We start from the raw sequence: 26,507 nt of genomic DNA, 5'->3' as shown, positions 1-26,507 counted from the left end.
TCCCGAGGGGTCCTCTTATCCAGAATTTAGCCTGCAGGGTCAATAAATTTGCGCGCTAAATTTAACATTTAAGAATTTGTCACACTCATTGAAGGGGTTAAGTTTGCAGCCAGCTTGCGCTATGGTTAACAGCAGAGACCTTAAATAAGGATAGCGTTATGACTTTGCACTGCGCATTTATTGGATTTGGCAAAAGCACCACCCGCTACCATCTTCCCTATGTCCTGCATCGAAAAGACCGCTGGCACGTGGCGCATATCTATCGCCGCAGCGCAAAGCCGGAAGAACAGGCACCGCAGTATTCGCACATCCACTTCACCAGCGACCTCGACGAAGTGCTTAACGACCCGCAGGTCAAACTGGTGATTGTCTGCACCCACGCGGACAGCCATTTTGCCTATGCGAAACGAGCGCTGGAGGCGGGCAAAAATGTGCTGGTTGAAAAGCCCTTTACCCCGACGCTTGAGGAGGCAAAAACGCTATTCGCCCTGGCGAAAAGCAAGGGACTGACGGTCACGCCGTACCAGAATCGTCGTTTCGACTCCTGCTTCCTGACCACTAAGAAAGTGATTGAGAGCGGAAAGCTTGGCGAGATCGTCGAGATTGAAAACCATTTCGACAACTATCGTCCGGTAGATGGAGGGAAGCCCGGGCTGCCTCAGGACGGCACGTTTTACGGCCTGGGCGTCCATACCCTGGACCAAATTATCTCCCTGTTCGGTCGCCCGCACCATGTCTCTTACGACATCCGTAGCCTGCGCAACAAAGCCAACCCGGACGATACCTTTGAGGCCCAGCTGTTCTACGGCAACCTGAAGGCGATTGTCAAAACCAGCCATCTGGTGAAGCTGCCCTACCCAAAATTCATCGTCCATGGCCATAAAGGTTCGTTTATTAAATACGGTATCGACCAGCAGGAGACCAGCCTGAAGGCCAATATTATGCCGGGCGAGCCGGGATTCGGCGCGGATGAGACGGTTGGCCTGCTGGAGTACGTCAATGAGGCGGGTGAAACCGTACGGGAAGAGATCCCGCTTGAAAGCGGCGACTATGGGCGGGTCTATGATTCGCTGTATGAAACCCTGGTTAACGGTCAGCCAAATTTCGTCAAGGAATCTGAAGTTCTCACAAACCTGGAGATCCTCGAACGCGGCTTTGAACAGCCATCACCTGCCACAATTACCCTTAGCCGATAAGCCATCATGGCTCCTCTGTACTCATTCATATTTTTTGAACAGAGGAGTCAATTTTCACCCTCTATGATCGTTTGGCGATTGGGTCCACACTGAGTCCATCGAAAACATACGGGGGTGCAACATGATCTATTTACGCAAAGCTAACGAACGCGGCCACGCTAACCACGGCTGGCTGGATTCCTGGCATACTTTCTCTTTCGCGAACTATTACGACCCTAACTTTATGGGCTTCTCGGCGCTGCGGGTAATCAATGACGACGTGATTGATGCCGGCCAGGGCTTCGGTACCCATCCGCACAAGGACATGGAAATCCTGACCTACGTGCTGGAAGGCGCCGTTGAGCACAAGGACAGCATGGGGAATAAAGAGCAGGTGCCGGCGGGCGAGTTCCAGATCATGAGTGCGGGTACCGGAGTTCGTCACTCTGAGTACAACCCAAGCGCCACGGAAAAACTGCATCTGTACCAGATCTGGATTATGCCGGAAAAAAATGGCATCACGCCGCGCTACGAACAGCGCCGCTTTGACGCCGCGCAGGGCAAACAGCTGGTACTGTCGCCGGATGCTCGTGAAGGTTCGCTGAAGGTGTACCAGGATATGGAGCTGTACCGCTGGGCGCTGCTGAAAGATGAGCAGTCGGTGCACCAGATTGCCGCTGAACGTCGGGTGTGGATCCAGGTGGTGAAAGGTGAAGTCACCATCAACGGAACGAAAGCCACCACCAGCGATGGCCTGGCAATTTGGGACGAGCAGGCGATTTCCGTACACGCCGACAGCGATAGCGAAATTCTGCTGTTCGATCTGCCGCCCGTCTGATCGTTCTCCGATCGGGTCTAAATAAATTGCGCAACCTTCCCGGATGTTAGGGAAGGTTGCGCTTTGTCCGTGATAAACTGGGAAAATGTTTCCCCGTTGATCGCAGTCAGGACGATGAAAAAGAAAAGACCCGTACTTCAGGATGTAGCCGATCTTGTCGGCGTGACCAAAATGACGGTCAGTCGCTATTTACGTAACCCGGAACAGGTTTCCGAAGCGCTGCGTGGCAAGATAGCCGTTGCTCTCGATGAACTGGGTTATATTCCTAATCGCGCCCCTGACATCCTCTCTAATGCCACCAGCCGCGCCATTGGCGTGTTGTTGCCCTCGTTAACCAACCAGGTTTTCTCAGAAGTGCTGCGCGGTATTGAAAGCGTGACTGACTCTTTCGGTTACCAGACGATGCTGGCGCACTACGGCTATAAGCCGGAAATGGAAGAAAAACGTCTGGAATCCATGCTCTCCTGGAACATTGACGGCCTGATCCTCACCGAACGAACCCACACGCCGCGCACCCTGAAGATGATCGAGGTCGCAGGGATCCCGGTCGTGGAACTGATGGACAGCCAGTCGCCGTGTCTCGATATCGCCGTCGGCTTTGATAACTTTGAAGCGGCCCGGCAGATGACCGCGGCGATTATCAATCATGGCCACCGTCACGTAGCCTATCTTGGCGCACGTCTTGATGAACGTACTATCATCAAACAGAAGGGGTACGAGCAGGCGATGCTTGATGCCGGGATGACGCCCTACAGCGTGATGGTTGAGCAGTCTTCCTCTTATTCCTCGGGGATTGAGCTGATGCGCCAGGCGCGTCGTGAATATCCGCAGCTTGACGGCATATTCTGTACCAACGATGACCTTGCGGTCGGCGCGGCGTTTGAGTGCCAGCGCCTGGGGCTGAAAATCCCTGACGATATGGCGATTGCCGGTTTCCACGGCCACGATATCGGCCAGGTGATGGAGCCGCGTCTGGCCAGCGTGCTGACGCCGCGCGAGCGGATGGGGCGGATTGGCGCAGAACGTCTGCTGGCGCGGATACGCGGTGAAGCGGTGACGCCTAAGATGTTAGATTTAGGTTTCACATTGTCACCGGGCGGATCTATTTAAACTGACAAATTTGAAGTAGATCACACATATTCACATCTGGCACGAATGGTTATTGCTTCTCCACAACTCCGGCATGACAATGTTACCGATAACAGTTACCCGTAACAATCAATCTGTACGCCAGTATTTCACGCCGTTAAACGCTGCCAGCTGCGCGTATGTGTCCAGTGGGAGGAAGCTTTGAGCACGACTAACCATGATCACCACATCTATGTCCTGATGGGCGTTTCCGGCAGCGGCAAATCCGCTGTCGCCAGCGAAGTGGCGCATCAACTGCACGCCGCGTTTCTCGACGGCGACTTTCTGCATCCGCGCAGCAACATCAACAAGATGGCTTCCGGCGAACCGTTAAATGACGATGACCGCACCCCGTGGCTGCAGGCGCTGAACGATGCCGCGTTTGCCATGCAGCGTACCAATAAAGTGTCGCTGATTGTCTGCTCCGCCCTGAAAAAGAGCTATCGCGACATCCTGCGTAAAGGCAACCCGAACCTCTCTTTTATCTACCTGAAAGGCGATTTCGAGGTTATCGAACAACGTCTGAAGGCGCGTAAAGGCCATTTCTTTAAAACCCAGATGTTGGTTACGCAGTTTGAAACGCTGCAAGAGCCGGGCACGGATGAAAACGATGTTTTAATCGTCGATATCGACCAGTCATTGGAAGGCGTGGTCGCCAGCACCATTGAGGTGATCAACAAAGGCAGTAAATAGTGAGTACATTAACGCTTGTTTTAACAGCAGTCGGCTCCGTTTTGCTGCTGCTGTTTTTAGTGATGAAGGCGCGTATGCATGCCTTCGTGGCTTTGATGGTGGTTTCTATTGGAGCAGGGCTTTTTTCCGGAATGCCGTTGGACAAGATCGCGGCGACGATGGAAAAAGGCATGGGCGGCACGCTGGGCTTTCTGGCTATCGTCGTCGCGCTAGGGGCAATGTTCGGGAAGATCCTGCATGAAACCGGCGCGGTCGACCAGATTGCCGTCAAGATGTTGAAATCTTTCGGCCATAGTCGCGCCCACTATGCAATAGGCCTGGCCGGCCTTATCTGCGCGCTGCCGTTGTTTTTCGAAGTGGCGATCGTGCTGCTGATCAGCGTGGCGTTCTCAATGGCGCGTCATACCGGTACCAACCTTGTGAAGCTGGTGATCCCGCTGTTTGCCGGGGTGGCCGCCGCGGCGGCGTTCCTGCTGCCGGGGCCTGCGCCGATGCTGCTGGCATCGCAGATGCACGCCGACTTTGGCTGGATGATCCTGATTGGCCTGTGCGCCGCGATCCCGGGGATGATTATTGCCGGGCCGCTGTGGGGTAACTTTATCAGCCGCTACGTTGAGCTGCATACGCCTGACGATATTAGCGAGCCGCACCTCGGCGAAGGCAAAATGCCGTCCTTCGGCTTCAGCCTGGCCTTAATTTTGCTCCCGCTGGTGCTGGTTGGCCTGAAAACCATTGCCGCGCGCTTTGTGCCGGAAGGCTCTACCGCCTATGAATGGTTTGAGTTTATCGGTCATCCGTTTACCGCGATTCTGGTTGCCTGCCTGGTGGCTATCTATGGCCTGGCGGTGCGTCAGGGGATGGCGAAAGACCGGGTGATGGAGATTTGCGGTCATGCGCTCCAGCCAGCGGGCATTATTCTGCTGGTGATCGGTGCGGGCGGCGTGTTCAAACAGGTGCTGGTCGACTCCGGCGTGGGGCCGGCGCTCGGCGAAGCGCTGACCGGGATGGGCCTGCCGATTGCGATCACCTGCTTCGTGCTGGCGGCGGCGGTACGTATTATTCAGGGCTCCGCGACCGTTGCCTGCCTGACGGCCGTCGGTCTGGTCATGCCGGTTATTGAACAGCTGCACTACAGCGGCGCGCAGATGGCGGCGCTCTCCATCTGCATCGCCGGCGGCTCTATCGTCGTCAGCCACGTTAACGACGCGGGCTTCTGGCTGTTCGGTAAGTTTACCGGCGCGACCGAAGCGCAAACGCTGAAGACATGGACGATGATGGAAACTATCCTCGGCACCGTCGGGGCGATAGTCGGTATGATTGCGTTTACGTTGTTGAGTTAACCCTTGCCATACATAGCGCTACGAGCACGCTCGCAGCGCTACTCTTTCCTTTCCTTTTTAGCATCATTTCTTGATTTCAGTCATCTTCGTTTCTTTTCCCTTCCCGCTAAATGCGCATAAATTCATCTGAAAAGGCGCGTGATTATGGACAAATTCGGCGCAGAGCAGCTTTTGCAACGGATGCTGGCAAATCCTGCTGCAAGCTTTCGCGAAGGGCAATGGGAAGCTATTGATACTTTAGTTAATTATGGGCGAAAGTTGCTGGTTGTGCAGCGTACTGGGTGGGGGAAAAGCGCAGTCTACTTTATTAGTACGAAGATTTTCCGCGATCGCGGTAGGGGGCCAACAATAATAGTTTCACCCCTGCTGGCTTTGATGCGAAACCAGGTGCTGGCTGCGGAACGGCTGGGCATTCGGGCTGAAACGCTGAATTCAACGAACAGGGATGAGTGGCTGCTTATCACCCGACAGCTTGTCGCCGGCGAACTCGATTGCTTACTAATTTCACCTGAGCGGCTGGCGAATCAGGATTTCATTCAATCGGTTTTAGCGCCCGTAGGGGATCGCATTTCGATGTTGGTTGTGGATGAAGCCCACTGTATTTCTGACTGGGGGCATGATTTCCGCCCTGATTATCGACGTATTCTGGATATCCTGCGTCAGCTACCCGCTAATACACCTGTTCTGGGTACCACGGCTACGGCGAATCAGCGAGTCGTGACTGATATCCAACAGCAAATTGGCGACATCGTCATTCAACGAGGAACGTTATCGCGTAAAAGCCTGGCGCTGGATGTACTGACTTTGCGCGACCAGCCTTCACGGCTGGCCTGGCTGGCGGGCACGATCCCCGAATTTCCCGGCGCTGGCATCGTTTATACCTTAACGACGCGAGATGCCGATCTGGTCGCTCGATGGCTCAGGCAAAACGCTATTAATGCTCAGGCCTACTATAGCGGCGTGGTCCATCCAGGGTTTAATGATACCAACGCGACCAGAGAATATCTGGAGAATGCGCTACAGGGTAATGAGCTTAAGGTGCTGGTGGCGACGACCGCATTGGGAATGGGTTATGACAAACCGGATTTAAGTTTTGTCATTCATTATCAGGCTCCGGGGTCGATCGTGGGTTACTACCAACAGGTAGGGCGCGCCGGGCGCGGAATAGACCATGCGTCAGGGATCCTGTTGACGGGAGAAGAAGATAGCGCGATTCATGATTATTTTCGCCAGTCCGCTTTCCCAACGCAAAGTCAGATTGCTGAGGTGTTACAGGTGCTTGAAAGCAGCGATGGGCTGACGCTTCGCGATATTGAAGCGCGAACTAATCTGCGCTACGGTCAAATTGAAAAAACGATCAAATTACTGAGTGTTGAATACCCTTCTCCGGTGTTGCTGGAGAACCGGCGCTGGTATCGCACGGCTGTACCATTTGCGTTCAACCAGCAGCGTATTGATCATCTCACCCGGCAGCGGGAGACTGAATGGCAGGAAGTCAGGCAGTATATCGCTACGGATGAATGCAAAATGGCGTTTATCCAACGCGCGCTGGATGAACCAACAACAGAACGTTGCGGGCAATGTAGTTCCTGCCAAAAGCATCATCTTTTAGATTATCGTGAAGATCGTTCTTTGCTTGAGTCGGCAAATCTCTTTCTTCAGCGTGCCGATCTCCCGCTGATACTGAACAGGCAGGTTGCTGCTGGGGCTTTCAGTACCTATGGCTTTCAGGGGAATTTTCCGGATTCGCTACGCGCTGAAGAAGGGCGCGTTTTATCACGATGGGGAGATTCCGGTTGGGGAGCGGAAGTCGCGAGAGATAAACATCGTGGCTTTTTTTCCGATAGTCTGGTTGCCGGGTTGGCTGAAATGATTTCTGACCGCTGGGCACCAAATCCGCCGCCGAGTTGGGTTTGCTGTGCGCCTTCTTTACAGCACCCCGAGCTTGTTCCTGATTTTGCCCGGCGTCTGGCGCAACTTTTAGAACTTCCTTTTGTTGATGCCATTGTTAAGGTCAGGGACAATCAGCCGCAGAAATTACAGCAAAACCGCTATCATCAGTGCCAGAATCTGGATGGCGTTTTTCAGGTAAACTCAGCGCTGCCGGATGGTCCTGTTCTTTTGGTTGATGACCTCATTGACTCTGGATGGACTATGACCGTACTTGCAGCACTGCTGCGTCAGGCCGGATGCGAAAAAGTGTATCCGGTAGCCCTTGCATCAACTTCGGTGAAAAATGGATGAACCTTACCGCGATCGCGCAAGCCACGCTTTTACTCACCTGTCACTTTTCGGCAGGGCAGGCGCATGAGCACCAGCCGTTAAGCCTTGCTGAGTGGGGAAGGCTGGCGCTTTGGTTAAGGCATCAGCGCATGTCGCCAGCGGATCTATTAACGCCAGAGGTCGGTATTCGGTTAATGGCCTGGCAGGATCCGAAAATTCCCGTTACGCGGATTATCGGACTGTTAGCACGCGGTCATAGCCTGGCGCTGGCGCTAGATAAATGGCAGCGGGCAGGGTTATGGGTGGTCACGCGCGCTGACGAGGATTATCCGTGCCGTTTAAAAGCAACGCTAAAAAATGATTCGCCGCCGGTCATTTTTGGCTGTGGTAATCGTGCATTGCTGCAAAGCGGCGGGCTGGCGGTTGTCGGTTCACGCGCGGCGCTTCCTGATGATTTGCATTTTACGCAACAGCTCGCCAGCAAAGCCGCAGCGCAAGGGGTGAATATTGTTTCCGGCGGGGCCCGCGGCATTGATGAGTGTGCCATGATCTCTGCGCTCGAAGCAGGAGGAAGCGCGACCGGCGTGTTGGCGGATAGCCTGCTGCGGGCTTCAACCTCGGCAAAGTGGCGTAAGGGGCTTATGGATGGCAGGCTGGTGCTCATCTCACCTTTTTATCCGGAGGGTGGCTTCAGCGTTGCGAATGCGATGGCGCGAAACCGATATATTTACTCCCTGGCCGAAGCCGCGCTGGTTGTCCATGCGGGTACTAAAGGTGGAACCATCACCGGTGCAAAAGAGGCGCTAAAACATCGCTGGGGAACCGTCTGGGTAAAGCCCTCGGATGATCCTGAATCATCGAATGCGCTTCTGGTTCAACTGGGAGGCGCCTGGTGTAGTGAAGATGCCCTCGATATTGAACCGCAGCAGCTTTTATTACCGCAGCCTAACCCCCCCTCAGCCCTGTTGACTCAAAGCGTCGAGCAATATTCGCTTTATGAATCGCCCGCGGGGTATCACACCTCTTCTGATCCGTTTTATCAGCTCTTTCTGGCTGAAATGCGTCGGCTGGCACAACAGCCGGTTTCTCTGCAAAAGCTGAGCGAGGAGCTGAACGTGCTCCCTTCACAGCTACGTGAGTGGCTGGTTAGAGCCGAGCAGGAGAAAGTTATTAACAAGCTAACCGATCCGCAGCGGTATCAGATAAGCTTTGCATCCCGCTAAAACCTGCGTAATAAGAGATACGACAAACGTCATACGGCTCATAAACCCTTGCCACGCCTGGGTTTGTCGGGTTTGGTCAGGAAAGGTAAAACAACCGAATTTCTGCTGAAATCCATAATCCGGATCAATAAAATAGCGGCGGAAAATATTCCCTTCACCATGTAAATTCCCTGATAATTATTCGGGTATTCCGGGGTGCCAGTGACGGCGGCCATCAGGCAAAATTAGCTGCGTTACTGATTGCCTCGCAATCATTGATTAATTTCACTTGCGACTTTAGCTGCATTTTGTAATGTGAAGGACTAACCAGTAGGAAACTGGCCTGGAACAAACAGCACACACCTCGCAGGAATACGTTATGAAAAATGTTGGTTTTATCGGCTGGCGCGGAATGGTCGGCTCTGTCCTCATGCAACGCATGGTTGAAGAGCGCGATTTTGACGCCATTCGCCCTGTTTTTTTCTCCACCTCTCAGCTGGGGCAGCCTGCTCCATCCTTTGGTGGCAGTACCGGTGGCACGCTTCAGGATGCATTTGATCTGGAAGCGCTGAAGGCGCTGGACATTATTGTCACGTGTCAGGGCGGCGATTACACCAACGATATTTATCCGAAGCTGCGTGAAAGCGGCTGGCAGGGCTACTGGATTGACGCGGCCTCTTCGCTGCGCATGAAGGACGACGCCATTATCATTCTTGACCCGGTGAACCAGGATGTCATTACCGCAGGTCTGAACAACGGCGTGAAAACCTTTGTCGGCGGCAACTGTACCGTCAGCCTGATGCTGATGTCCCTCGGCGGCCTGTTTGCGCAGGATCTGGTCGAGTGGGTGAGCGTGGCGACTTATCAGGCGGCTTCCGGCGGCGGCGCGCGTCATATGCGTGAGCTGCTGACCCAGATGGGCCAACTGCACAGCCACGTTGCGGCTGAGCTGGCGGATCCGGCCTCCGCGATCCTGGAGATTGAACGCAAAGTCACCTCGTTGACCCGCAGCGGCGAACTGGCGGTGGACAACTTTGGCGTTCCTCTGGCGGGCAGCCTGATCCCATGGATCGACAAGCAGCTGGATAACGGCCAGAGCCGTGAAGAGTGGAAAGGCCAGGCGGAGACCAACAAAATTCTCGCGACCGCCTCACCGATTCCGGTAGACGGCCTGTGCGTTCGCGTTGGCGCGCTGCGTTGCCATAGCCAGGCGTTCACCATCAAGCTGAAAAAAGAGGTTTCTATTCCGACCGTTGAGGAACTGCTGGCCGCGCACAACCCGTGGGCCAAAGTGGTGCCGAACGATCGTGATATCACGATGCGTGAGCTGACCCCGGCTGCCGTCACCGGCACCCTGACTACCCCGGTGGGCCGCCTGCGTAAACTGAACATGGGGCCGGAGTATCTGTCGGCCTTCACCGTGGGCGACCAGCTGCTGTGGGGGGCCGCCGAGCCGCTCCGCCGCATGCTAAAACAGCTGGCGTAGCCGTCACAAGATGGGAAAAGGGGTGTTGAAACACCCCTTTTTTTTGCGTAATACAAGGAGTAAACGCGAATGTTAGATTTTTCCCAACGGAGGTAACTCAGCCTTGGCTATGCTTTAAGTAAGGAGTCACGCTGTCTCCTTACCTGAAGGTGGGACGGAGCAGGGGGACGCATAACGTGCTGCGCCGTTCAGGTCAAAAAAAGTCGCCGGATACAGGAAAGGGCGACACCTACAACAGGATGAAACCATGTCTAATCGTATTGATAAGGACGTGATTAATGCGCTTATCGCCGGCCATTTTGCGGATCCTTTTTCCGTGCTTGGCATGCATTACGCCGACGCCGGGCTGGAAGTTCGCGCATTATTACCCGATGCCACCGATGTGTGGGTCATTGAACCAAAAACCGGACGCAAAGTCGGCAAGCTAGAATGCCTCGACTCGCGCGGTTTCTTCTGCGGCGTTCTGCCGCGCCGCAAAAATCCTTTTCGCTATCAGCTGGCCGTCACCTGGCACGGGCAGCAGAACCTGATTGATGACCCGTATCGTTTTGGCCCGCTGTTGCAGGATCTCGATGTCTGGCTGCTGTCGGAAGGCACGCATCTGCGTCCTTATGAAACGCTGGGCGCGCATGCCGACACCATGGACGGCGTGGTCGGCACGCGCTTCTCGGTTTGGGCGCCTAACGCCCGCCGGGTATCGGTTGTCGGCCAGTTCAACTACTGGGACGGTCGCCGTCATCCGATGCGCCTGCGCAAAGAGTCCGGCATCTGGGAGCTGTTTGTTCCCGGCGCGCTGAACGGCCAGCTGTATAAATTCGAGCTTATCGATGCTCACGGCAACCTGCGGGTGAAATCCGACCCTTACGCTTTTGAAGCGCAAATGCGTCCGGAGAGCGCCTCGCTTATCTGCGGGCTGCCGGAAAAGGTCGAGCAGCCGCCGGCGCGCAAGCAGGCGAATCAGTTTGATGCGCCGATCTCGATTTATGAAGTGCACCTCGGATCCTGGCGTCGCCACACCGATAATAACTTCTGGCTAAGCTACCGCGAGCTTGCCGACCAGCTGGTCCCGTATGCCAAATGGATGGGCTTTACCCACCTCGAACTGCTGCCGGTTAACGAGCATCCTTTTGACGGCAGCTGGGGCTATCAGCCAACCGGGCTGTACGCGCCCACCCGTCGCTTCGGCACCCGGGAGGATTTCCGCTACTTTATCAACGCCGCGCACGCCGCGGGGCTTAACGTCATTCTGGACTGGGTGCCCGGTCATTTCCCGGCGGATGATTTTGCCCTCGCCTCGTTTGACGGCACCTCGCTGTATGAACACAGCGACCCGCGCGAAGGCTATCACCAGGACTGGAATACCCTGATCTACAACTATGGCCGTCGCGAGGTCAGCAACTACCTGGTCGGCAATGCGCTGTACTGGATCGAGCGCTTTGGCATTGACGCGCTGCGGGTCGATGCGGTGGCGTCGATGATTTATCGCGACTACAGCCGCAAACAGGGCGAGTGGGTGCCGAACGAGTTCGGCGGTCGGGAAAACCTTGAAGCGATTGAGTTTCTGCGTAATACCAACCGCGTGCTGGGCGAACAGACGCCGGGCGCGGTGACGATGGCGGAAGAGTCGACCGATTTTCCCGGCGTTTCCCGTCCTTCCTCCACCGGGGGGCTGGGTTTCTGGTTCAAGTGGAACCTCGGCTGGATGCACGACACCCTCGACTACATGAAGCTGGACCCGGTGCATCGCCGACATCATCACGACAAGATGACCTTCGGTATGCTCTACAACTACACCGAAAACTTTGTCCTGCCGCTCTCGCATGATGAAGTGGTGCACGGCAAAAAATCGATACTCGACCGCATGCCGGGCGACGCCTGGCAGAAGTTCGCCAACCTGCGCGCCTACTACGGCTGGCTGTTTGCCTTCCCGGGTAAAAAGCTGCTGTTTATGGGCAATGAGTTTGCTCAGGGGCGCGAGTGGAACCACGATGCGAGCCTCGACTGGCATCTGCTGGAGGGCGGCGACAACTGGCACCACGGGGTCCAGCGGCTGGTGCGCGACCTCAACCATACCTATCGTCACCACAAAGCGCTGCATGAGCTGGATTTCGACCCTTACGGTTTCGAATGGCTGGTGGTGGACGATCACGAGCGCTCGGTGTTTATCTTTGTTCGTCGCGACAGGGCGGGCAATGAAATCATCGTCGCCAGCAACTTCACTCCGGTGCCGCGTCATGAGTACCGCTTTGGCATCAACCAGCCCGGCCGCTGGCGTGAAGAGCTGAACACCGACTCCATGCACTACCACGGCAGCAATACCGGCAACGGCGGGGTCGTTGAAAGCGAAGCGATCGCCAGCCACGGTCGTGAGCACTCCCTCTCCATTACCCTGCCGCCGCTGGCGACGGTGTGGCTGGTGCGGGAGGCGCAATGATCGCACTCACGGCAGGAAAGCCCGCGCCTTTAGGGGCCAGCTACGACGGTAAGGGCGTGAATTTCGCGCTCTTTTCCGCCCATGCGGAGCGGGTGGAACTCTGCGTGTTTGACGACCAGGGCAATGAGCGGCGCGTCGATATGCCCGCGCGCAGCGGCGATATCTGGCACGGCTGGCTCGCCGATGCCGGGCCTGGCTTGCGCTACGGCTATCGCGTCCACGGGCCCTGGGACCCGGCGCAGGGACACCGCTTCAACCCGGCCAAGCTGCTGCTCGACCCCTGCTGCCATCAGGTGGCGGGCGGGCTGCCTGACGATGAGCGTCTGCACGGCGGCGACTTCGCTCCCGACAACCGCGACAGCGCGGCGATAGCGCCGAAGTCGCGGGTGATCGACCTGCATTACGACTGGCGCGGCGATAAGCCGCCGCGCACGCCGTGGGGCCAGACGGTGATTTATGAAGCCCACGTCAAGGGGCTGACGTATCTGCACCCCGATCTACCGCAGAATATCCGCGGCACCTACAAAGCGCTCGGTCACCCGGTGATGATCGATTACTTCCGCATGCTTGGCATTACTGCACTAGAGTTAATGCCGGTGGCGCAGTTCGCCAGCGAACCGCGCCTTCAGCGGATGGGGTTAAGCAACTACTGGGGCTACAACCCGCTGGCGATTTTCGCCCTCGACACTCGCTACGCCAGCGCGCCGGAACAGGCGTTAAATGAGTTTCGCGATGCGGTTAAAGCGCTGCATGCGGCGGGCATTGAAGTGATCCTTGATGTGGTGCTCAACCATAGCGCGGAGATAGACCTGGAAGGGCCGACCTTCTCCCTGCGCGGAATCGATAACCGTAGCTATTATTGGATCAGGGAAGACGGTGATTACCACAATTGGACCGGCTGCGGGAACACCATCAACCTCAGCCACCCCGGCGTGGTGGAGTATGCCCGCCAGTGCCTGCGCTTTTGGGTCGATGAGTGTCACGTCGACGGCTTTCGTTTCGACCTGGCCTCGGTGATGGGGCGGACGCCGGCGTTTCGTCAGGATGCGCCGCTGTTTGAGGCCATCCGTAACGATCCGCGCCTGGCGGAGGTGAAGCTGATCGCGGAACCCTGGGATATCGGCCCCGGCGGCTACCAGGTGGGGAATTTTCCGCCGCTGTTCGCTGAGTGGAACGACCATTTCCGCGATACCGCGCGTCGTTTTTGGCTGCAGCAGAGTGTCTCGCTGGGCGACTTCGCTCAGCGTTTTGCCGCCTCCAGTGACGTCTTTCAGCGTCACGGACGAGCACCTGCGGCGGCGGTGAATCTTATCACCGCCCATGACGGTTTTACCCTGCGCGACTGCGTTTGTTTCAATCAGAAACACAATGAGGCGAACGGGGAGGAGAATCGCGATGGGACTAACAATAACTACAGCAACAATCATGGTATAGAAGGATTAGAAGGGAGTCTTGCCGTGATTGAACGGCGTCGTGCCAGCGTTCACGCGCTCCTTGCGACGCTGCTGCTGGCGCAGGGAACGCCGATGCTGCTGGCGGGTGACGAACACGGTCACAGCCAGCATGGCAACAATAATGCTTACTGTCAGGACAATGCGTTGACCTGGCTGGACTGGAACCATACTAACCGCGGGCTGACCGCGTTCACCGCCGCGTTAATTCATCTGCGCCAGCGTATTCCGGCTTTAACCGAGAATCGCTGGTGGCAGGAGGGAGACGGCCGCGTTCGCTGGTTAAACCAACATGCGCAGCCGCTGTCCGCCGATGAATGGCAGCACGGTGCGCCGCGTATGCAGATCATATTGTCCGATCGCTGGCTGATGGCGCTCAACGCCACCGCCGAGGTGGCGGAGATGGTTTTACCTGCGGGGGAATGGCGCGCCATTCCACCTTTCGCCGGAGAGGATAATCCGGTCACTATGGCTGTCTGGCATGGGCCCGCGCACGGAGTGTGCGTATTTCAAAGGTCGTAACCTCGAGGCTTCCGGTTGGTCTCGAAGCGACGGCGCGGCGAGAAGGGCAGGCAAGCTGGGGAGTAAAAAAGGAGTTAATTATGGTTGGGGTAGAAAAGAACGATCCGTTGATGCTGGCGCGTCAGTTGCCGATCAAATCCGTTGCGCTGATCCTTGCCGGGGGACGTGGTACCCGTCTGAAGGATCTGACCAATAAACGCGCGAAACCTGCTGTCCATTTTGGCGGCAAGTTCCGCATTATCGATTTTGCGTTATCTAACTGTATTAACTCAGGCATTCGCCGTATCGGCGTCATCACCCAGTATCAATCGCATACGCTGGTGCAGCATATCCAGCGCGGCTGGTCGTTCTTCAATGAAGAGATGAACGAGTTTGTTGACCTGCTGCCCGCCCAGCAAAGGATGCAGGGCGAAAACTGGTATCGCGGCACGGCGGACGCGGTGACGCAGAACCTCGACATCATTCGTCGCTACAAGGCGGAGTACGTCGTTATCCTCGCGGGCGACCATATTTACAAACAAGACTACTCGCGGATGCTTATCGACCACGTCGAAAAAGGCGCGCGTTGCACCGTCGCCTGTATGCCGGTGCCTATTGAAGAAGCACGGGCGTTCGGGGTGATGGCGGTGGACGAGAGCGATAAGATTATCGATTTCGTCGAAAAGCCGGCTAACCCTCCGGCGATGCCGGGCGATGCCAGCAAATCGTTGGCGAGTATGGGTATCTATGTCTTTGATGCGGATTACCTTTATGAGCTGCTGGAAGACGACGATAACGACGAAAGCTCCAGCCACGATTTTGGTAAAGACATCATCCCGAAAATCACTAAAGCTGGCATGGCTTATGCACATCCTTTCCCGCTCTCCTGCGTACAGTCCGATCCGCAGTCTGAACCCTACTGGCGCGATGTTGGGACCCTGGAAGCGTACTGGAAAGCCAACCTCGATCTGGCTTCGGTGACCCCGGAGCTGGATATGTACGACCAGAACTGGCCGATTCGCACCCATATGGAACCTTTGCCACCGGCAAAATTCGTTCAGGACCGCTCGGGTAGCCACGGGATGACCCTGAACTCGCTGGTCTCCGGGGGCTGTATTATCTCTGGTTCGGTGGTCGTGCAGTCGGTGCTGTTCCCGCGCGTGCGGGTGAATTCATTCTGTAACATTGATTCGGCAGTTTTGTTGCCAGAGGTTTGGGTTGGCCGTTCGTGCCGCCTGCGTCGCTGCATTATTGACCGCGCCTGCGTGATCCCGGAAGGTATGGTTGTTGGGGAGAACGCGGAAGAGGATGCACGCCGTTTCTACCGCTCGGAGGAAGGTATCGTGCTGGTCACCCGCGACATGCTGCGGAAATTGGGGTACCCACAGGAGCGCTAATGCAGGTATTACATGTATGTTCAGAGATGTTCCCGCTGTTAAAAACCGGTGGACTGGCGGATGTGATCGGCGCGCTGCCTGCAGCGCAAATCGCAGGGGGCGTCGACACGCGCGTGCTGCTGCCCGCGTTTCCCGATCTTCGTCGTGGCGTAACGGATGCGCAGGTGGTGACGCGCCGGGAGACCTTTGCCGGGCGCATCACTCTGCTGTTCGGGCACTTTAACGGCGTGGGCATCTATTTGATTGATGCCCCGCATCTCTACGATCGGCCAGGGAGCCCTTACCACGATACCAATCAGCACGCCTATACCGACAATGTGCTGCGCTTTGCGCTGCTGGGATGGGTAGGCAGCGAGATGGCCTGCGGCCTGGATCCTTTCTGGCGCCCTGATGTTGTTCACGCCCACGACTGGCATGCGGGCCTGACGCCGGCCTATCTGGCGGCGCGCGGCCACCCGGCTAAGTCGGTCTTTACGGTGCATAACCTGGCCTACCAGGGGATGTTCTATTCGTGGCATATGAACGACATTGAACTGCCGTGGTCGTTCTATAACGTTCATGGCCTGGAGTTTAACGGCCAAATCTCTTTTCTGAAGGCTGGTCTCTACTACGCCGATCATATTACGGCGGTCAGCCCGACCTATGCCCGCGAGATAACCGAGCCGCAGTTCGCTTATGGGATGGAAGGGCTGCTGCGTCAGCGTCAGCACGAGGGCCGCCTCTCCGGGATCCTCAACGGGGTGGATGACCATATCTGGAATCCGGAAAGCGACCTGCTGCTGGCCGCGCGCTATGACCGCGATCGGCTGGAAGAGAAAGCGGAGAATAAACGCCAGCTGCAAATCGCCATGGGGCTGAAGGTGGACGACAAAGCGCCGCTGTTTGCCGTTGTCAGCCGTCTGACCAGCCAGAAAGGGCTGGACCTGGTGCTTGAAGCGCTGCCGGGCCTGCTTGAACAGGGCGGCCAGCTGGCGCTGCTGGGAGCGGGCGATCCGGTGCTGCAGGAGGGGTTCCTTGCCGCCGCGGCCGAACATCCGGGCAAAGTCGGCGTACAGATTGGCTACCATGAAGCCTTCTCGCACCGCATTATGGGCGGCGCCGATGTGATTCTGGTGCCGAGCCGTTTTGAACCGTGCGGCTTAACCCAGCTGTACGGCCTGAAGTACGGCACGCTACCGCTGGTGCGGCGTACCGGCGGCCTGGCGGACACCGTTTCCGACTGCTCGCTGGAGAACCTCGCCGATGGCCTGGCTACCGGCTTTGTGTTTGAAGATAGCAACGCCTTGTCGCTGCTGCGGGCGATTCGACGCACGTTCGTTCTGTGGTCGCGCCCATCGCTCTGGCGCTACGTCCAGCGTCAGGCGATGAATATGGATTTTAGCTGGCAGGTTGCCGCGAATTCTTACCGCGAACTTTATCAACGCTTGCTGTAACCAGGAGCCAAAGCTATGAATGTACCTTTTAGCTACTCGTCACCCACCCTGAGCGTTGAGGCGTTAAAGCACTCTATTGCTTATAAGCTGATGTTTATCATCGGCAAAGACCCGGCTATCGCTAACAAGCATGAATGGCTCAACGCCACGCTGTTCGCCGTTCGCGATCGTATGGTTGAGCGCTGGCTGCGCTCAAACCGCGCGCAGCTCTCTCAGGAAGTTCGCCAGGTTTACTACCTGTCGATGGAATTTTTGATTGGCCGTACGTTGTCCAACGCGCTGTTATCGCTCGGCATTTATGAGGATGTGAACAGCGCGCTGGAAGAGATGGGGCTGAACCTTGAAGAATTAATTGATGAAGAAAACGACCCGGGCTTAGGCAACGGCGGTCTTGGTCGTCTGGCGGCCTGCTTCCTCGATTCGCTTGCGGCGCTGGGGTTACCGGGCCGCGGCTACGGTATTCGCTACGACTACGGGATGTTTAAGCAGAATATCGTCGATGGGCGGCAGAAAGAATCCCCGGATTACTGGCTGGAATACGGTAACCCGTGGGAGTTCGAGCGCCATAATACGCGCTACAAAGTGCGCTTCGGCGGACGCATTCAGCAGGAAGGTAAATACTCCCGCTGGGTGGAGACCGAAGAGATTATTGCCGAAGCCTATGATCAGATTATCCCTGGCTTCGACACCGACGCCACCAACACGCTGCGCCTGTGGAGCGCCCAGGCCAGCAGCGAGATTAACCTCGGTAAATTCAACCAGGGCGACTACTTCGCGGCGGTGGAAGATAAAAACCATTCCGAGAACGTGTCGCGGGTACTCTATCCGGATGACTCGACCTATTCAGGACGCGAGCTGCGCCTGCGGCAGGAGTACTTCCTCGTTTCGGCGACGGTGCAGGACATCCTCAGCCGCCACTACCAGCTGCATAAAACCTACGCCAACCTGGCGGACAAAATCGCGATTCATCTCAACGACACGCACCCGGTGCTGTCGATTCCGGAGCTGATGCGCCTGCTGATTGACGAGCATAAGTTCAGCTGGGATGAGGCGTTCGAGGTGACCTGCCAGGTCTTCTCCTATACCAACCATACCCTGATGAGCGAAGCGCTGGAGACCTGGCCTGTCGATATGCTGGGTAAAATCCTGCCGCGTCATTTGCAGATTATCTTCGAGATCAACGACTATTTCCTGAAGACCCTCCAGGAGCAGTACCCCAACGATACGGCGATGCTGGGCCGGACGTCGATTATCGACGAGTCCAACGGTCGTCGCGTACGCATGGCGTGGCTGGCGGTGGTGGTGAGCCACAAGGTCAACGGCGTGTCGGAGCTGCACTCCCGGCTGATGGTCGAGTCGCTGTTCGCCGAATTTGCCAAAATCTTCCCGATGCGCTTTACCAACGTCACGAACGGCGTGACTCCGCGCCGCTGGCTGGCGCTGGCGAATCCGCCGCTATCGAAAGTGCTGGATGAAAATATCGGCCATACCTGGCGCACGGATTTGAGCCAGCTGAAGGAGCTGGAGCAGCATATTGACTATCCGAAGGTCAACCAGGCGGTGCGTCAGGCTAAGCTGGAAAACAAGCAGCGGCTGGCGAACTACATTGGTCAGCAGCTTAATGTGGTAGTGAATCCGAAGGCGCTGTTTGATGTGCAGATCAAGCGTATTCACGAGTACAAACGTCAGCTGATGAACGTGCTGCACGTAATTACTCGCTACAATCGCATTAAGGCCAACCCCGACGCCGAGTGGGTGCCGCGGGTGAATATCTTCGCCGGAAAAGCGGCGTCGGCTTACTACATGGCCAAACATATAATTCATTTAATTAACGACGTCGCGGCGGTGGTGAATAACGATCCGCAGATTGGCGATAAGCTGAAAGTGGTGTTTATCCCTAACTACAGCGTCAGCCTTGCGCAGCTGATCATTCCGGCGGCGGATCTCTCCGAGCAGATTTCGCTGGCGGGAACGGAGGCCTCCGGGACCAGTAATATGAAGTTCGCGCTTAACGGCGCGTTAACCATCGGTACTCTGGACGGCGCTAACGTTGAGATGCAGGAGCACGTAGGGGCGGATAATTTCTTTATCTTCGGTAATACGGCGGAAGAGGTGGAGGCCCTGCGTGCCGACGGCTACAAACCGCGTGATTACTATGAGCAGGATGAAGAGCTGCACCAGGCGCTGACGCAGATCGGCACCGGCCTGTTCAGCCCATCGGAGCCGGGCCGCTATCGCGATCTGCTGGATTCGCTGATCAACTTCGGCGACCACTATCAGGTGCTGGCGGATTTCCGTAGCTACGTGGATTGTCAGGATAAGGTGGATGAGCTGTATCTTCACCCGGAAGAGTGGGCCAACAAAGCAATGCTCAATATCGCCAATATGGGCTACTTCTCTTCTGACCGTACGATCAAGGAGTATGCCGACCATATCTGGCATATCGATCCGGTACGCTTGTAACGGGTTAGCCATAACAAAACGGGGCCACCAGGCCCCGTTGCTATTTACGGTTTTACGACGCTAACGACAGTTCAGACTTTCCCGCGTGCTGCGCCAGCCACTCGCTGATACGCGCCTGCTGCTCGGCATTCAGCCACATACCTTGTTTGGTCCGGCGCCAGATAGCGTCGTCCAGACGGCGTACCCACTCGTGTTCTACCAGATAGCGCAGCTCGGCTTCATAAAACTCGTGGCCGAAATCTTCGCCCAGATCGGCAAGTGAAGTCGCTTCGCCGAGGATCCACTCGCTATTGCTGCCGTAAGTCCGCGCATAGTGGCGGGCCATCGATTCGCTAATGAACGCGAAGTGCCGGCGCAGCTTCGCCGCGTAGTCGTCACGATCGCCGCCGATATCGCCGCCGGGCAGTACCGCGGTTTTGGTCCATGCCGGGCCGATGCCTTTGTAGTAAGGCGTCAGTTTTTCCAGCGCATGCTCGGCCAGCTTACGATAGGTCGTGAGCTTGCCGCCAAAGACCGACAGCAGCGGAGCCTGTCCGTTTTCATCGTGAATATCGAGAGTGTAATCACGGGTGATCGCCTGCGGTGAGTCGGATTCATCGTCGCACAGCGGGCGCACGCCGGAGTAGGTCCAGACAATATCGTCCCGCGTGAGCGTCTTTTTAAAGTGGGCGTTATAGACGTTCAGCAGATAGTTAATCTCTTTACCGTCGATCGCCACGGCTTTTGGGTCGCCTTTATATTCAACGTCAGTGGTGCCGATGATGGAGAATTCATCCATCCACGGGATCACAAAAACAATACGCTTATCTTCATTTTGCAGGATATAGGCCTGCTTCTGCGCATGCACGCGCGGTACGACGATATGGCTGCCCTTAATCAAACGGATACCGTAAGGTGAGCGCAGGTGCATCCCTTCGTCGAAGAACTGTTTAACCCACGGGCCGGTGGCGTTAACCAGACCGCGCGCCTGCCAGGTAAACCTCTCGCCGCTATCAATATCTTCCGCTTCAACAATCCACAAACCGTTTTCACGTTTTGCCGAGATGGCGCGGGTACGGGTACGCACTTCTCCGCCTTTACGCACAACCATCTGGGCGTTGGCCAGCACCATGCGTGCATCGTCGACCCAGCAGTCGGAATATTCGAAACCGCGCACGATTTCAGGTTTAAGTACCGATTCTGTGCCAAAACGCAACCCGGTTGAGCTGGGTAAACTGGTGCGCTTGCCCAGATGATCGTACATAAACAGGCCAATGCGGATCATCCACGCCGGGCGCAGGTGCGGACGATGCGGTAAACGAAAGCGCATCGGAAAGGCGATGTGCGGGGCCATTTTTAACAATACTTCACGTTCGGCCAGCGCTTCGCTCACCAGGCGGAACTCATAGTGTTCAAGGTAGCGCAGCCCGCCGTGAATCAGCTTTGAGCTGGCGCTGGATGTGGCGCAGGCCAGATCGTTCGCCTCCAGCATCAGCACGGATAAACCACGCCCTGCGGCGTCTGCCGCGATACCGGCACCGTTGATGCCTCCCCCTATCACAATCAGATCTTTGGTTTCCACGCTCGCCACCTCTTACACTTTCGTTTAAGCTCATAAATGTTCGATATCGCTCAATATAGCAAACAATCGCGCTATTGGTAACATCAAAAAAACATTTCAGAGTGATGCGTGTAACATATTGGCGTTTATTTAGCGCCAGGCTGTACACTAGACGCTAAAATCCAGGGCGTTTCGCCGCCTGCCTGTATATCCGTATATAAAGAAGAGAGCTTATGGATCGCTTTGAATGTATTAACGTAGAAGAAGCCCACCAGAAAATGCACCAGCAGACGGCGGTGCTGGTCGATATTCGCGACCCGCAAAGCTATGCGATGGGCCACACGCCGGGCGCATTTCATCTGACTAACGATACGCTGGGCGCGTTTATGCGCGACAACGATTTTGATACGGCGGTCATGGTGATGTGCTATCACGGCAACAGCAGCAAAGGCGCCGCGCAGTACCTGCTGCAGCAGGGTTACGACAAGGTTTATAGCGTGGATGGCGGGTTTGATGCCTGGCATCGGCATTTCCCGGCGGAAGTCGCGCATGGCGCACTTTAGGCGTTAGCGTCGGTTGTGGCTATAATATCTCCCTTTGTGTGGAATAAGCGATCCGCTGCATGTTAATGATTACCTCTTTTGCCAACCCGCGCGTGGCCCAGGCGTTTGTCGACTATATGGCGACGCAGGGGATTATTCTGACTATTCAGCAGCATACGCAGAGCGATATCTGGCTGGCCGATGAGTCCCAGGCCGGACGCGTGCAGGCCGAGCTGGCCCGTTTTCTGGAAAATCCCGCCGATCCGCGTTACCTCGCCGCCAGCTGGCAGTCGGGGCACACCAACAGCGGGCTGCACTATCAGCGCTTCCCCTTTTTAGCGACGCTTCGCCAAAACGCCGGGCCGTTTACCTGGAGCGTGCTTATCGCCTGCATCGCCGTCTTTGTCCTGCAAACGGTCATTGGCGATCAACCGATCATGCTGCTGCTGGCCTGGCCCTACGATCCTTCGCTGAAATTTGAAGTCTGGCGCTACTTTAGCCATGCGCTCATGCACTTCTCGCTGATGCATATTCTGTTCAACCTGCTATGGTGGTGGTACCTCGGCGGAGCGGTAGAAAAGCGCATTGGCAGCGGCAAGCTGGTGGTGATTACCGTAATCAGCGCCTTGCTGAGCGGCTTTGTTCAGCATCAGTTTAGCGGACCGTGGTTTGGCGGACTGTCCGGCGTGGTCTATGCGCTAATGGGCTATGTCTGGCTGCGAGGCGAGCGCGATCCGCAGAGCGGCGTTTATTTACAGCGCGGCTTGATACTCTTCTCTTTAGTGTGGTTAATTGCTGGCTGGTTTGATGTTTTCGGCATGTCGATTGCGAACGGCGCGCACGTGGCCGGTCTGGTAACCGGGCTGGCGATGGCGTTTGTTGATACGCAGAATGTGCGAAAACGAACGTAGAGATTCCCAGGGATATTTCATGAAACAAACACAACGTCATGACGCGATTATCGAGCTGGTAAAAAAACAGGGATACGTCAGTACCGAAGAGCTTGTCGAGCAGTTTGCCGTCAGCCCGCAGACCATTCGCCGCGATCTGAATGACTTAGCCGATCAGAAAATGATCCTGCGTCATCACGGCGGCGCCGCGCTTCCTTCCAGCTCGGTGAATACTTCCTGGCACGACAGGAAATCGACCCAGACCCAGGAAAAAGAGCGCATCGCCCGCAAGGTGGCGAGTGAAATCCCCGACGGCGCGACGCTGTTTATCGATATCGGTACCACGCCGGAAGCGGTAGCCCATGCGCTGCTTAACCATAACGATCTGCGTATCGTCACCAATAACCTCAACGTCGCCAATACGTTGATGGTGAAAGAGGACTTCCGCATTATCCTTGCCGGCGGCGAGCTGCGCAGCCGGGATGGCGGTATCATCGGTGAAGCCACCCTGGACTTTATCTCCCAGTTTCGTCTTGATTACGGCATTCTCGGCATCAGCGGTATCGACACCGATGGCTCGCTGCTGGAGTTCGACTACCATGAAGTGCGCACCAAGCGGGCGATTATTGAAAACTCCCGTCACGTGATGCTGGTCGTTGACCATTCTAAGTTTGGCCGTAACGCGATGGTCAATATGGGCAGCATCAGTATGGTTGATGCGGTCTACACCGATGTAATGCCGCCGGCTGGCGTGCTGAAGGTGATTACCGACAATAATCTTCAGCTGGAGCTGTGCTGATTCATTAACATTTCCCGCGGCAGACCAACGCGCGCCGCACGGCGTGATGCCGCGGGTGATACGTCACACGCTTATCTCCGGTGATGGAGAGGGAGAACGCCAGGCGGAGGGACATTTTCCGCCGGCGATGAATCAGGGTGGCGATGCATAAGGCCAGCCGATTGCGGCTTATACGCCGTATCCCATCATTTTCAACAGCTGCTGGGCATGCTGAACGGCATCCTGGCGGTGCGCCACGCCCAGCTTCTGATACAAATTGCGAATATGCGTTTTGATGGTGGTGGCGGCCACGTCCAGCTCACCGGCGATCTGCTCGTTGCTGTAGCCGGAATAGATGAGCCCCAGCACCTGCCATTCGCGCTGGGTCAGCGGGCTGGTACGGATAAGTTCCGGCACTTCCGGATGGTTCAGCAGCCGCTCGACGAAGCTCTCGTCAAAGTGGGCGAACTTATGGCGATGATGCTGGTTGATATCGCGCAGAATACGCTGGGCGCGGTGCTGCTCCAGCTCCGGCAGCGTATTAAGCTGAATCAGCTGGCGCAGCTGCTGCGCCATCGCTTCGCCTTCAATGACAAAATGATTGATAAACCCGGTGCGGTTAGCGAGGGTGAGCGCTTCCAGCAGCGCTTTCTGCGCTTCGCTCTTACGCCCGGCCTGCCAGTAGAGCTGGTTGAGCAGCAGCAGGTTGCGGTTCAGATCGCTCATCAAACGCAGCGAGCGGGCGTTATCGTTTAACTCATCCAGCACCATTTCGGCGGAATCAAAATCGCCGAGCAGAATTTGCGCGCGGGCGATATTGCGCCACTGGCTCTGCAGGAAGTGGTTATTGGCGAACTCCGGTTTTGGCGTCTGGCGCAGCCAGTTCGCCGCGGCGGCCTTGTCGCCGATCATCTGCCAGTAGATCACCCGCACTTTATCGGCATTGGATACCCAGTCGCTATGGTAATGACCGTTGCCCAACAGGTTTTCCAGGCGATTCAAATGGCTGCGGGCGTTATCCAGATCGCCGCGCGCCAGCGAGCATTGCACCATCAGCGTCAGGCACTGCAGCTGCTGCTGCGGTTGATAGGAGGAGAGTACGTTCATGCCGCTGCGCGCGGAGGTTTCCGCTTCATCCAGCCGCGCCCAGGCCCACAGCAGCTGGGAACGAATACGCAGCAGGAACTCATGCATCGGCAGCTGTTCCAGATGCTGTTCGCGAATGAGCTGGAATGCTTTTTCCTGAATTTCCCAGGCGGCCTGCAGGAAGCCCTGCGCGAAGAGAATTTCGCTTTGCTGGATCATGCTCCATAACGCGTAGTGCCAGACGTCATGACGGCGGGCCATCTGTTCCGTCTGCTGCATGACCGCCAGCGATTTGCTCAGCTGGCCTTTGCAGTGCAGAACTTCGCCGTGTACGGATGTGGCAACGATGCGGCTGTAGTAGCTGGCCAGCGGCAGTTCATCAAGGGCCACCATCGCCAGGCGCTCGGCTTCGTCCTGATCGCCGGCGTTAATCGCCACCTGGGCACGCAGGGCGTTGAAATCACCGTGCATGGCGGTGTCCATTTCTGTATCCATCTCCTGCTCGGCGCGCGCCAGCAGGGTATTGACTTCGCTATAGCGGTGCTGGCTCTGCATCAGCCAGGCCTGCAAAAGAATCAAACGCGGGTTTTCCAGCAGGTTTGACCACGGCAGCGCGGCGAGGGACTGTTCCAGCAAACTCAGCTCGCTGTGGTTAAACATGCCCCACGCGTGGTTGAGCAGAATATCGCGCAGCATTTTGGCGTCGCCCGCGGCCAGGGCGTGATGAATCGCTTCGCTCGGGAAGCCTTGGGCCATCCAGCTCTCAGCGGCCGCACGGTGAATTTCCGGCAGTTCGACCGCCAGCTCCCACTGGCAGCGCTGGCGCAGGAAGTTGCCGAATAGCGGATGGTAGCGGAACCATTCGCCGGAGTCGTCCATCCGTTGCAGGAATAATCCCTGACGCTCAATTTCTTCCAGCTGCATCTGGCCATTCTCTTCGCCGGTGACGCGGACGATGAGCGCATCGTTCATCGAGCGCAGCAGCGAGCTTTTCAGCAGGAAGTTACGCGTCCGCGGGTCAACGTTATCCAACACCTCATCGACCAGATAGTCAGAAAGATGGCTGGCGTTTATACCGGCAAGACGGCGGGCGGAGTGATGGGCGGAAGTATTGTTCTGACGCGCCGAGAGGGCAATCAGCTGCAGCGCGGTGGCCCAGCCGGCAACATCGTCGCACAGCCTTTTGCTATCGTCGGCCTCAATAGGCGAACTGAGACGACAGTCGAAAAACTGTTTCGCTTCCTGATGGGTAAAAGCCAGCTGTTGGCTGCCGATCTCCAGTAGCTGATCGCGCACGCGCAGGTTGGCGATGCCCAGCTGCGGCAGATTACGCGACAGCACCACCAGCGTCATATTTTCCGGCTGATGGCGGAGGAAGAAACGCATCGCATCATGAATAACCGGATTGGTGATCAGATGATAATCATCAATCACCAGGAATAACGGGCGCTGCCAGTCGGCCAGCTCAATAAACAGTTGCGCAAAGAGAGAGGGCAGGCTGGCGTACTGGCGCTTTTGCACCATCGCTTCGCTGGCCGCACAGTGGCCGCCGGTGGCCTGCTGAACGGCGGCGATAAGATAGCTGGCAAAACGCTCCTGTTGGTTATCGCCTTCATCCAGCGAGAACCAGCCGAGATCGTTTTTCCCCGCAGCCCATTGAGAAACGAGCGTGGTTTTACCGTATCCAGCCGGACTGGTCACCAACGCGAGACGATAATTGTTCGCGCCGGAAAGTTTCGCCAGCAATCGCTCACGAACCACAGTGTGTTCAAGGCGGACCGGGCGACTTAATTTAGACGGAATCAACATAGTTCTTCATTTCGCTGTGCAAGGGAGGAATTGCGAATTTTTTTGCGCTTCGTAATTAATATCCAATAAGGTCGGCCATAATGAATTTTATTGCAAGT

At 56.4% G+C, this 26,507-nt stretch carries 18 protein-coding genes; 16 read left to right on the top strand and 2 right to left on the bottom strand.

Translation table 11 applies throughout. The annotated features are described in order from the left end of the window. Positions 1–158: 158 nt before the first annotated feature. The 13 genes from BWI76_RS26255 to glgP all read left to right on the top strand — a co-directional run bounded on the left by BWI76_RS26255 (position 159) and on the right by glgP (position 19,764). The gene (locus tag BWI76_RS26255) at positions 159–1,196 is read left to right on the top strand and encodes an oxidoreductase (RefSeq protein WP_004870212.1); all 1,038 of its coding nucleotides are present in this window, start codon (positions 159–161) and stop codon (positions 1,194–1,196) included. A gap of 121 nt (positions 1,197–1,317) precedes the next feature. Next, complete coding sequence (locus BWI76_RS26250) at positions 1,318–2,013, top strand: pirin family protein (RefSeq protein ID WP_049087563.1); 696 nt, start codon at positions 1,318–1,320, stop codon at positions 2,011–2,013. Positions 2,014–2,127: 114 nt separating this feature from the next. Then, the gene (gene gntR / locus BWI76_RS26245; protein ID WP_004106498.1) at positions 2,128–3,123 is read left to right on the top strand and encodes a gluconate operon transcriptional repressor GntR; all 996 of its coding nucleotides are present in this window, start codon (positions 2,128–2,130) and stop codon (positions 3,121–3,123) included. Between the two features lie 180 nt (positions 3,124–3,303). Continuing rightward, positions 3,304–3,834, top strand: a complete 531-nt coding sequence (gntK, locus tag BWI76_RS26240) for a gluconokinase (protein ID WP_004126110.1) — start codon at positions 3,304–3,306, stop codon at positions 3,832–3,834. Then, the gene (gene gntU / locus BWI76_RS26235; RefSeq protein ID WP_004126107.1) at positions 3,834–5,174 is read left to right on the top strand and encodes a gluconate transporter; all 1,341 of its coding nucleotides are present in this window, start codon (positions 3,834–3,836) and stop codon (positions 5,172–5,174) included. The genes gntK and gntU overlap by 1 nt, the downstream gene beginning before the upstream one ends. A gap of 144 nt (positions 5,175–5,318) precedes the next feature. Then, entirely contained in the window at positions 5,319–7,418 is a 2,100-nt protein-coding gene (locus BWI76_RS26230; protein ID WP_004870224.1) for a RecQ family ATP-dependent DNA helicase, read from the top strand. Next, positions 7,415–8,620 (top strand): DNA-processing protein DprA, encoded by a 1,206-nt coding sequence (locus tag BWI76_RS26225; RefSeq protein ID WP_049099268.1) that lies wholly within the window; start codon positions 7,415–7,417, stop codon positions 8,618–8,620. Before BWI76_RS26230 ends, BWI76_RS26225 begins: the two co-directional genes overlap by 4 nt. 358 nt (positions 8,621–8,978) lie before the next feature. Then, positions 8,979–10,085, top strand: coding sequence for an aspartate-semialdehyde dehydrogenase (gene asd, locus BWI76_RS26220; protein WP_004126104.1), 1,107 nt, complete (start codon positions 8,979–8,981; stop codon positions 10,083–10,085). 247 nt (positions 10,086–10,332) lie between these two features. Next, positions 10,333–12,519, top strand: a complete 2,187-nt coding sequence (gene glgB / locus BWI76_RS26215; RefSeq protein ID WP_004870234.1) for a 1,4-alpha-glucan branching enzyme — start codon at positions 10,333–10,335, stop codon at positions 12,517–12,519. Then, the gene (gene glgX, locus BWI76_RS26210; protein WP_004870237.1) at positions 12,516–14,492 is read left to right on the top strand and encodes a glycogen debranching protein GlgX; all 1,977 of its coding nucleotides are present in this window, start codon (positions 12,516–12,518) and stop codon (positions 14,490–14,492) included. The genes glgB and glgX overlap by 4 nt, the downstream gene beginning before the upstream one ends. Before the next feature lie 80 nt (positions 14,493–14,572). After that, entirely contained in the window at positions 14,573–15,868 is a 1,296-nt protein-coding gene (gene glgC / locus BWI76_RS26205; protein WP_004126094.1) for a glucose-1-phosphate adenylyltransferase, read from the top strand. Further along, complete coding sequence (gene glgA / locus BWI76_RS26200; protein WP_004126091.1) at positions 15,868–17,301, top strand: glycogen synthase GlgA; 1,434 nt, start codon at positions 15,868–15,870, stop codon at positions 17,299–17,301. Before glgC ends, glgA begins: the two co-directional genes overlap by 1 nt. A 15-nt stretch (positions 17,302–17,316) precedes the next feature. After that, positions 17,317–19,764 carry a glycogen phosphorylase gene (gene glgP / locus BWI76_RS26195; protein WP_049087561.1) on the top strand — a complete coding sequence of 816 codons (2,448 nt, stop codon included), beginning with the start codon at positions 17,317–17,319 and terminating at the stop codon, positions 19,762–19,764. A 52-nt stretch (positions 19,765–19,816) separates the two neighbouring features. Here glgP and glpD read toward each other — a convergent pair whose 3' ends face one another. After that, positions 19,817–21,325, bottom strand: coding sequence for a glycerol-3-phosphate dehydrogenase (glpD, locus tag BWI76_RS26190; RefSeq protein WP_064371549.1), 1,509 nt, complete (start codon positions 21,323–21,325; stop codon positions 19,817–19,819). Between the two features lie 212 nt (positions 21,326–21,537). Between glpD and glpE the strand changes: the two genes are divergently transcribed. Genes glpE through BWI76_RS26175 form a run of 3 tightly spaced genes read left to right on the top strand, consistent with a single transcriptional unit; the run spans position 21,538 to position 23,535 of the window. After that, entirely contained in the window at positions 21,538–21,867 is a 330-nt protein-coding gene (gene glpE, locus BWI76_RS26185) for a thiosulfate sulfurtransferase GlpE (RefSeq protein ID WP_004126086.1), read from the top strand. Positions 21,868–21,926: 59 nt separating this feature from the next. Further along, a complete protein-coding gene (gene glpG / locus BWI76_RS26180; protein ID WP_004870249.1) occupies positions 21,927–22,757 on the top strand; it encodes a rhomboid family intramembrane serine protease GlpG in 831 nt (276 codons plus the stop codon). 19 nt (positions 22,758–22,776) lie between these two features. Further along, a complete protein-coding gene (locus BWI76_RS26175; protein WP_024359827.1) occupies positions 22,777–23,535 on the top strand; it encodes a DeoR/GlpR family transcriptional regulator in 759 nt (252 codons plus the stop codon). 168 nt (positions 23,536–23,703) lie between these two features. On the opposite strand, the gene malT is transcribed toward BWI76_RS26175, so the two are convergent. Then, entirely contained in the window at positions 23,704–26,409 is a 2,706-nt protein-coding gene (gene malT / locus BWI76_RS26170) for an HTH-type transcriptional regulator MalT (protein ID WP_004870255.1), read from the bottom strand. Positions 26,410–26,507: the final 98 nt, after the last annotated feature.

Source organism: Klebsiella sp. M5al, from assembly GCF_002090195.1.
GTDB lineage: Bacteria > Pseudomonadota > Gammaproteobacteria > Enterobacterales > Enterobacteriaceae > Klebsiella > Klebsiella grimontii.
Note: the sequence above shows the minus strand (reverse complement) of the source record. Positions and strands in the feature narration are given on the sequence as shown.

Bases quoted from the DNA above. Each gene is read 5' to 3' on its own strand.
- BWI76_RS26255 (WP_004870212.1), top strand. From the start codon at position 159: ATGACTTTGCACTGCGCATTTATTGGATTTGGCAAAAGCACCACCCGC.
- BWI76_RS26250 (WP_049087563.1), top strand. From the start codon at position 1,318: ATGATCTATTTACGCAAAGCTAACGAACGCGGCCACGCTAACCACGGC.
- gntR (WP_004106498.1), top strand. From the start codon at position 2,128: ATGAAAAAGAAAAGACCCGTACTTCAGGATGTAGCCGATCTTGTCGGC.
- BWI76_RS26230 (WP_004870224.1), top strand. From the start codon at position 5,319: ATGGACAAATTCGGCGCAGAGCAGCTTTTGCAACGGATGCTGGCAAAT.
- BWI76_RS26225 (WP_049099268.1), top strand. From the start codon at position 7,415: ATGAACCTTACCGCGATCGCGCAAGCCACGCTTTTACTCACCTGTCAC.
- asd (WP_004126104.1), top strand. From the start codon at position 8,979: ATGAAAAATGTTGGTTTTATCGGCTGGCGCGGAATGGTCGGCTCTGTC.
- glgB (WP_004870234.1), top strand. From the start codon at position 10,333: ATGTCTAATCGTATTGATAAGGACGTGATTAATGCGCTTATCGCCGGC.
- glgX (WP_004870237.1), top strand. From the start codon at position 12,516: ATGATCGCACTCACGGCAGGAAAGCCCGCGCCTTTAGGGGCCAGCTAC.
- glgC (WP_004126094.1), top strand. From the start codon at position 14,573: ATGGTTGGGGTAGAAAAGAACGATCCGTTGATGCTGGCGCGTCAGTTG.
- glgA (WP_004126091.1), top strand. From the start codon at position 15,868: ATGCAGGTATTACATGTATGTTCAGAGATGTTCCCGCTGTTAAAAACC.
- glgP (WP_049087561.1), top strand. From the start codon at position 17,317: ATGAATGTACCTTTTAGCTACTCGTCACCCACCCTGAGCGTTGAGGCG.
- glpE (WP_004126086.1), top strand. From the start codon at position 21,538: ATGGATCGCTTTGAATGTATTAACGTAGAAGAAGCCCACCAGAAAATG.
- glpG (WP_004870249.1), top strand. From the start codon at position 21,927: ATGTTAATGATTACCTCTTTTGCCAACCCGCGCGTGGCCCAGGCGTTT.
- BWI76_RS26175 (WP_024359827.1), top strand. From the start codon at position 22,777: ATGAAACAAACACAACGTCATGACGCGATTATCGAGCTGGTAAAAAAA.
- malT (WP_004870255.1), bottom strand. From the start codon at position 26,409: ATGTTGATTCCGTCTAAATTAAGTCGCCCGGTCCGCCTTGAACACACT.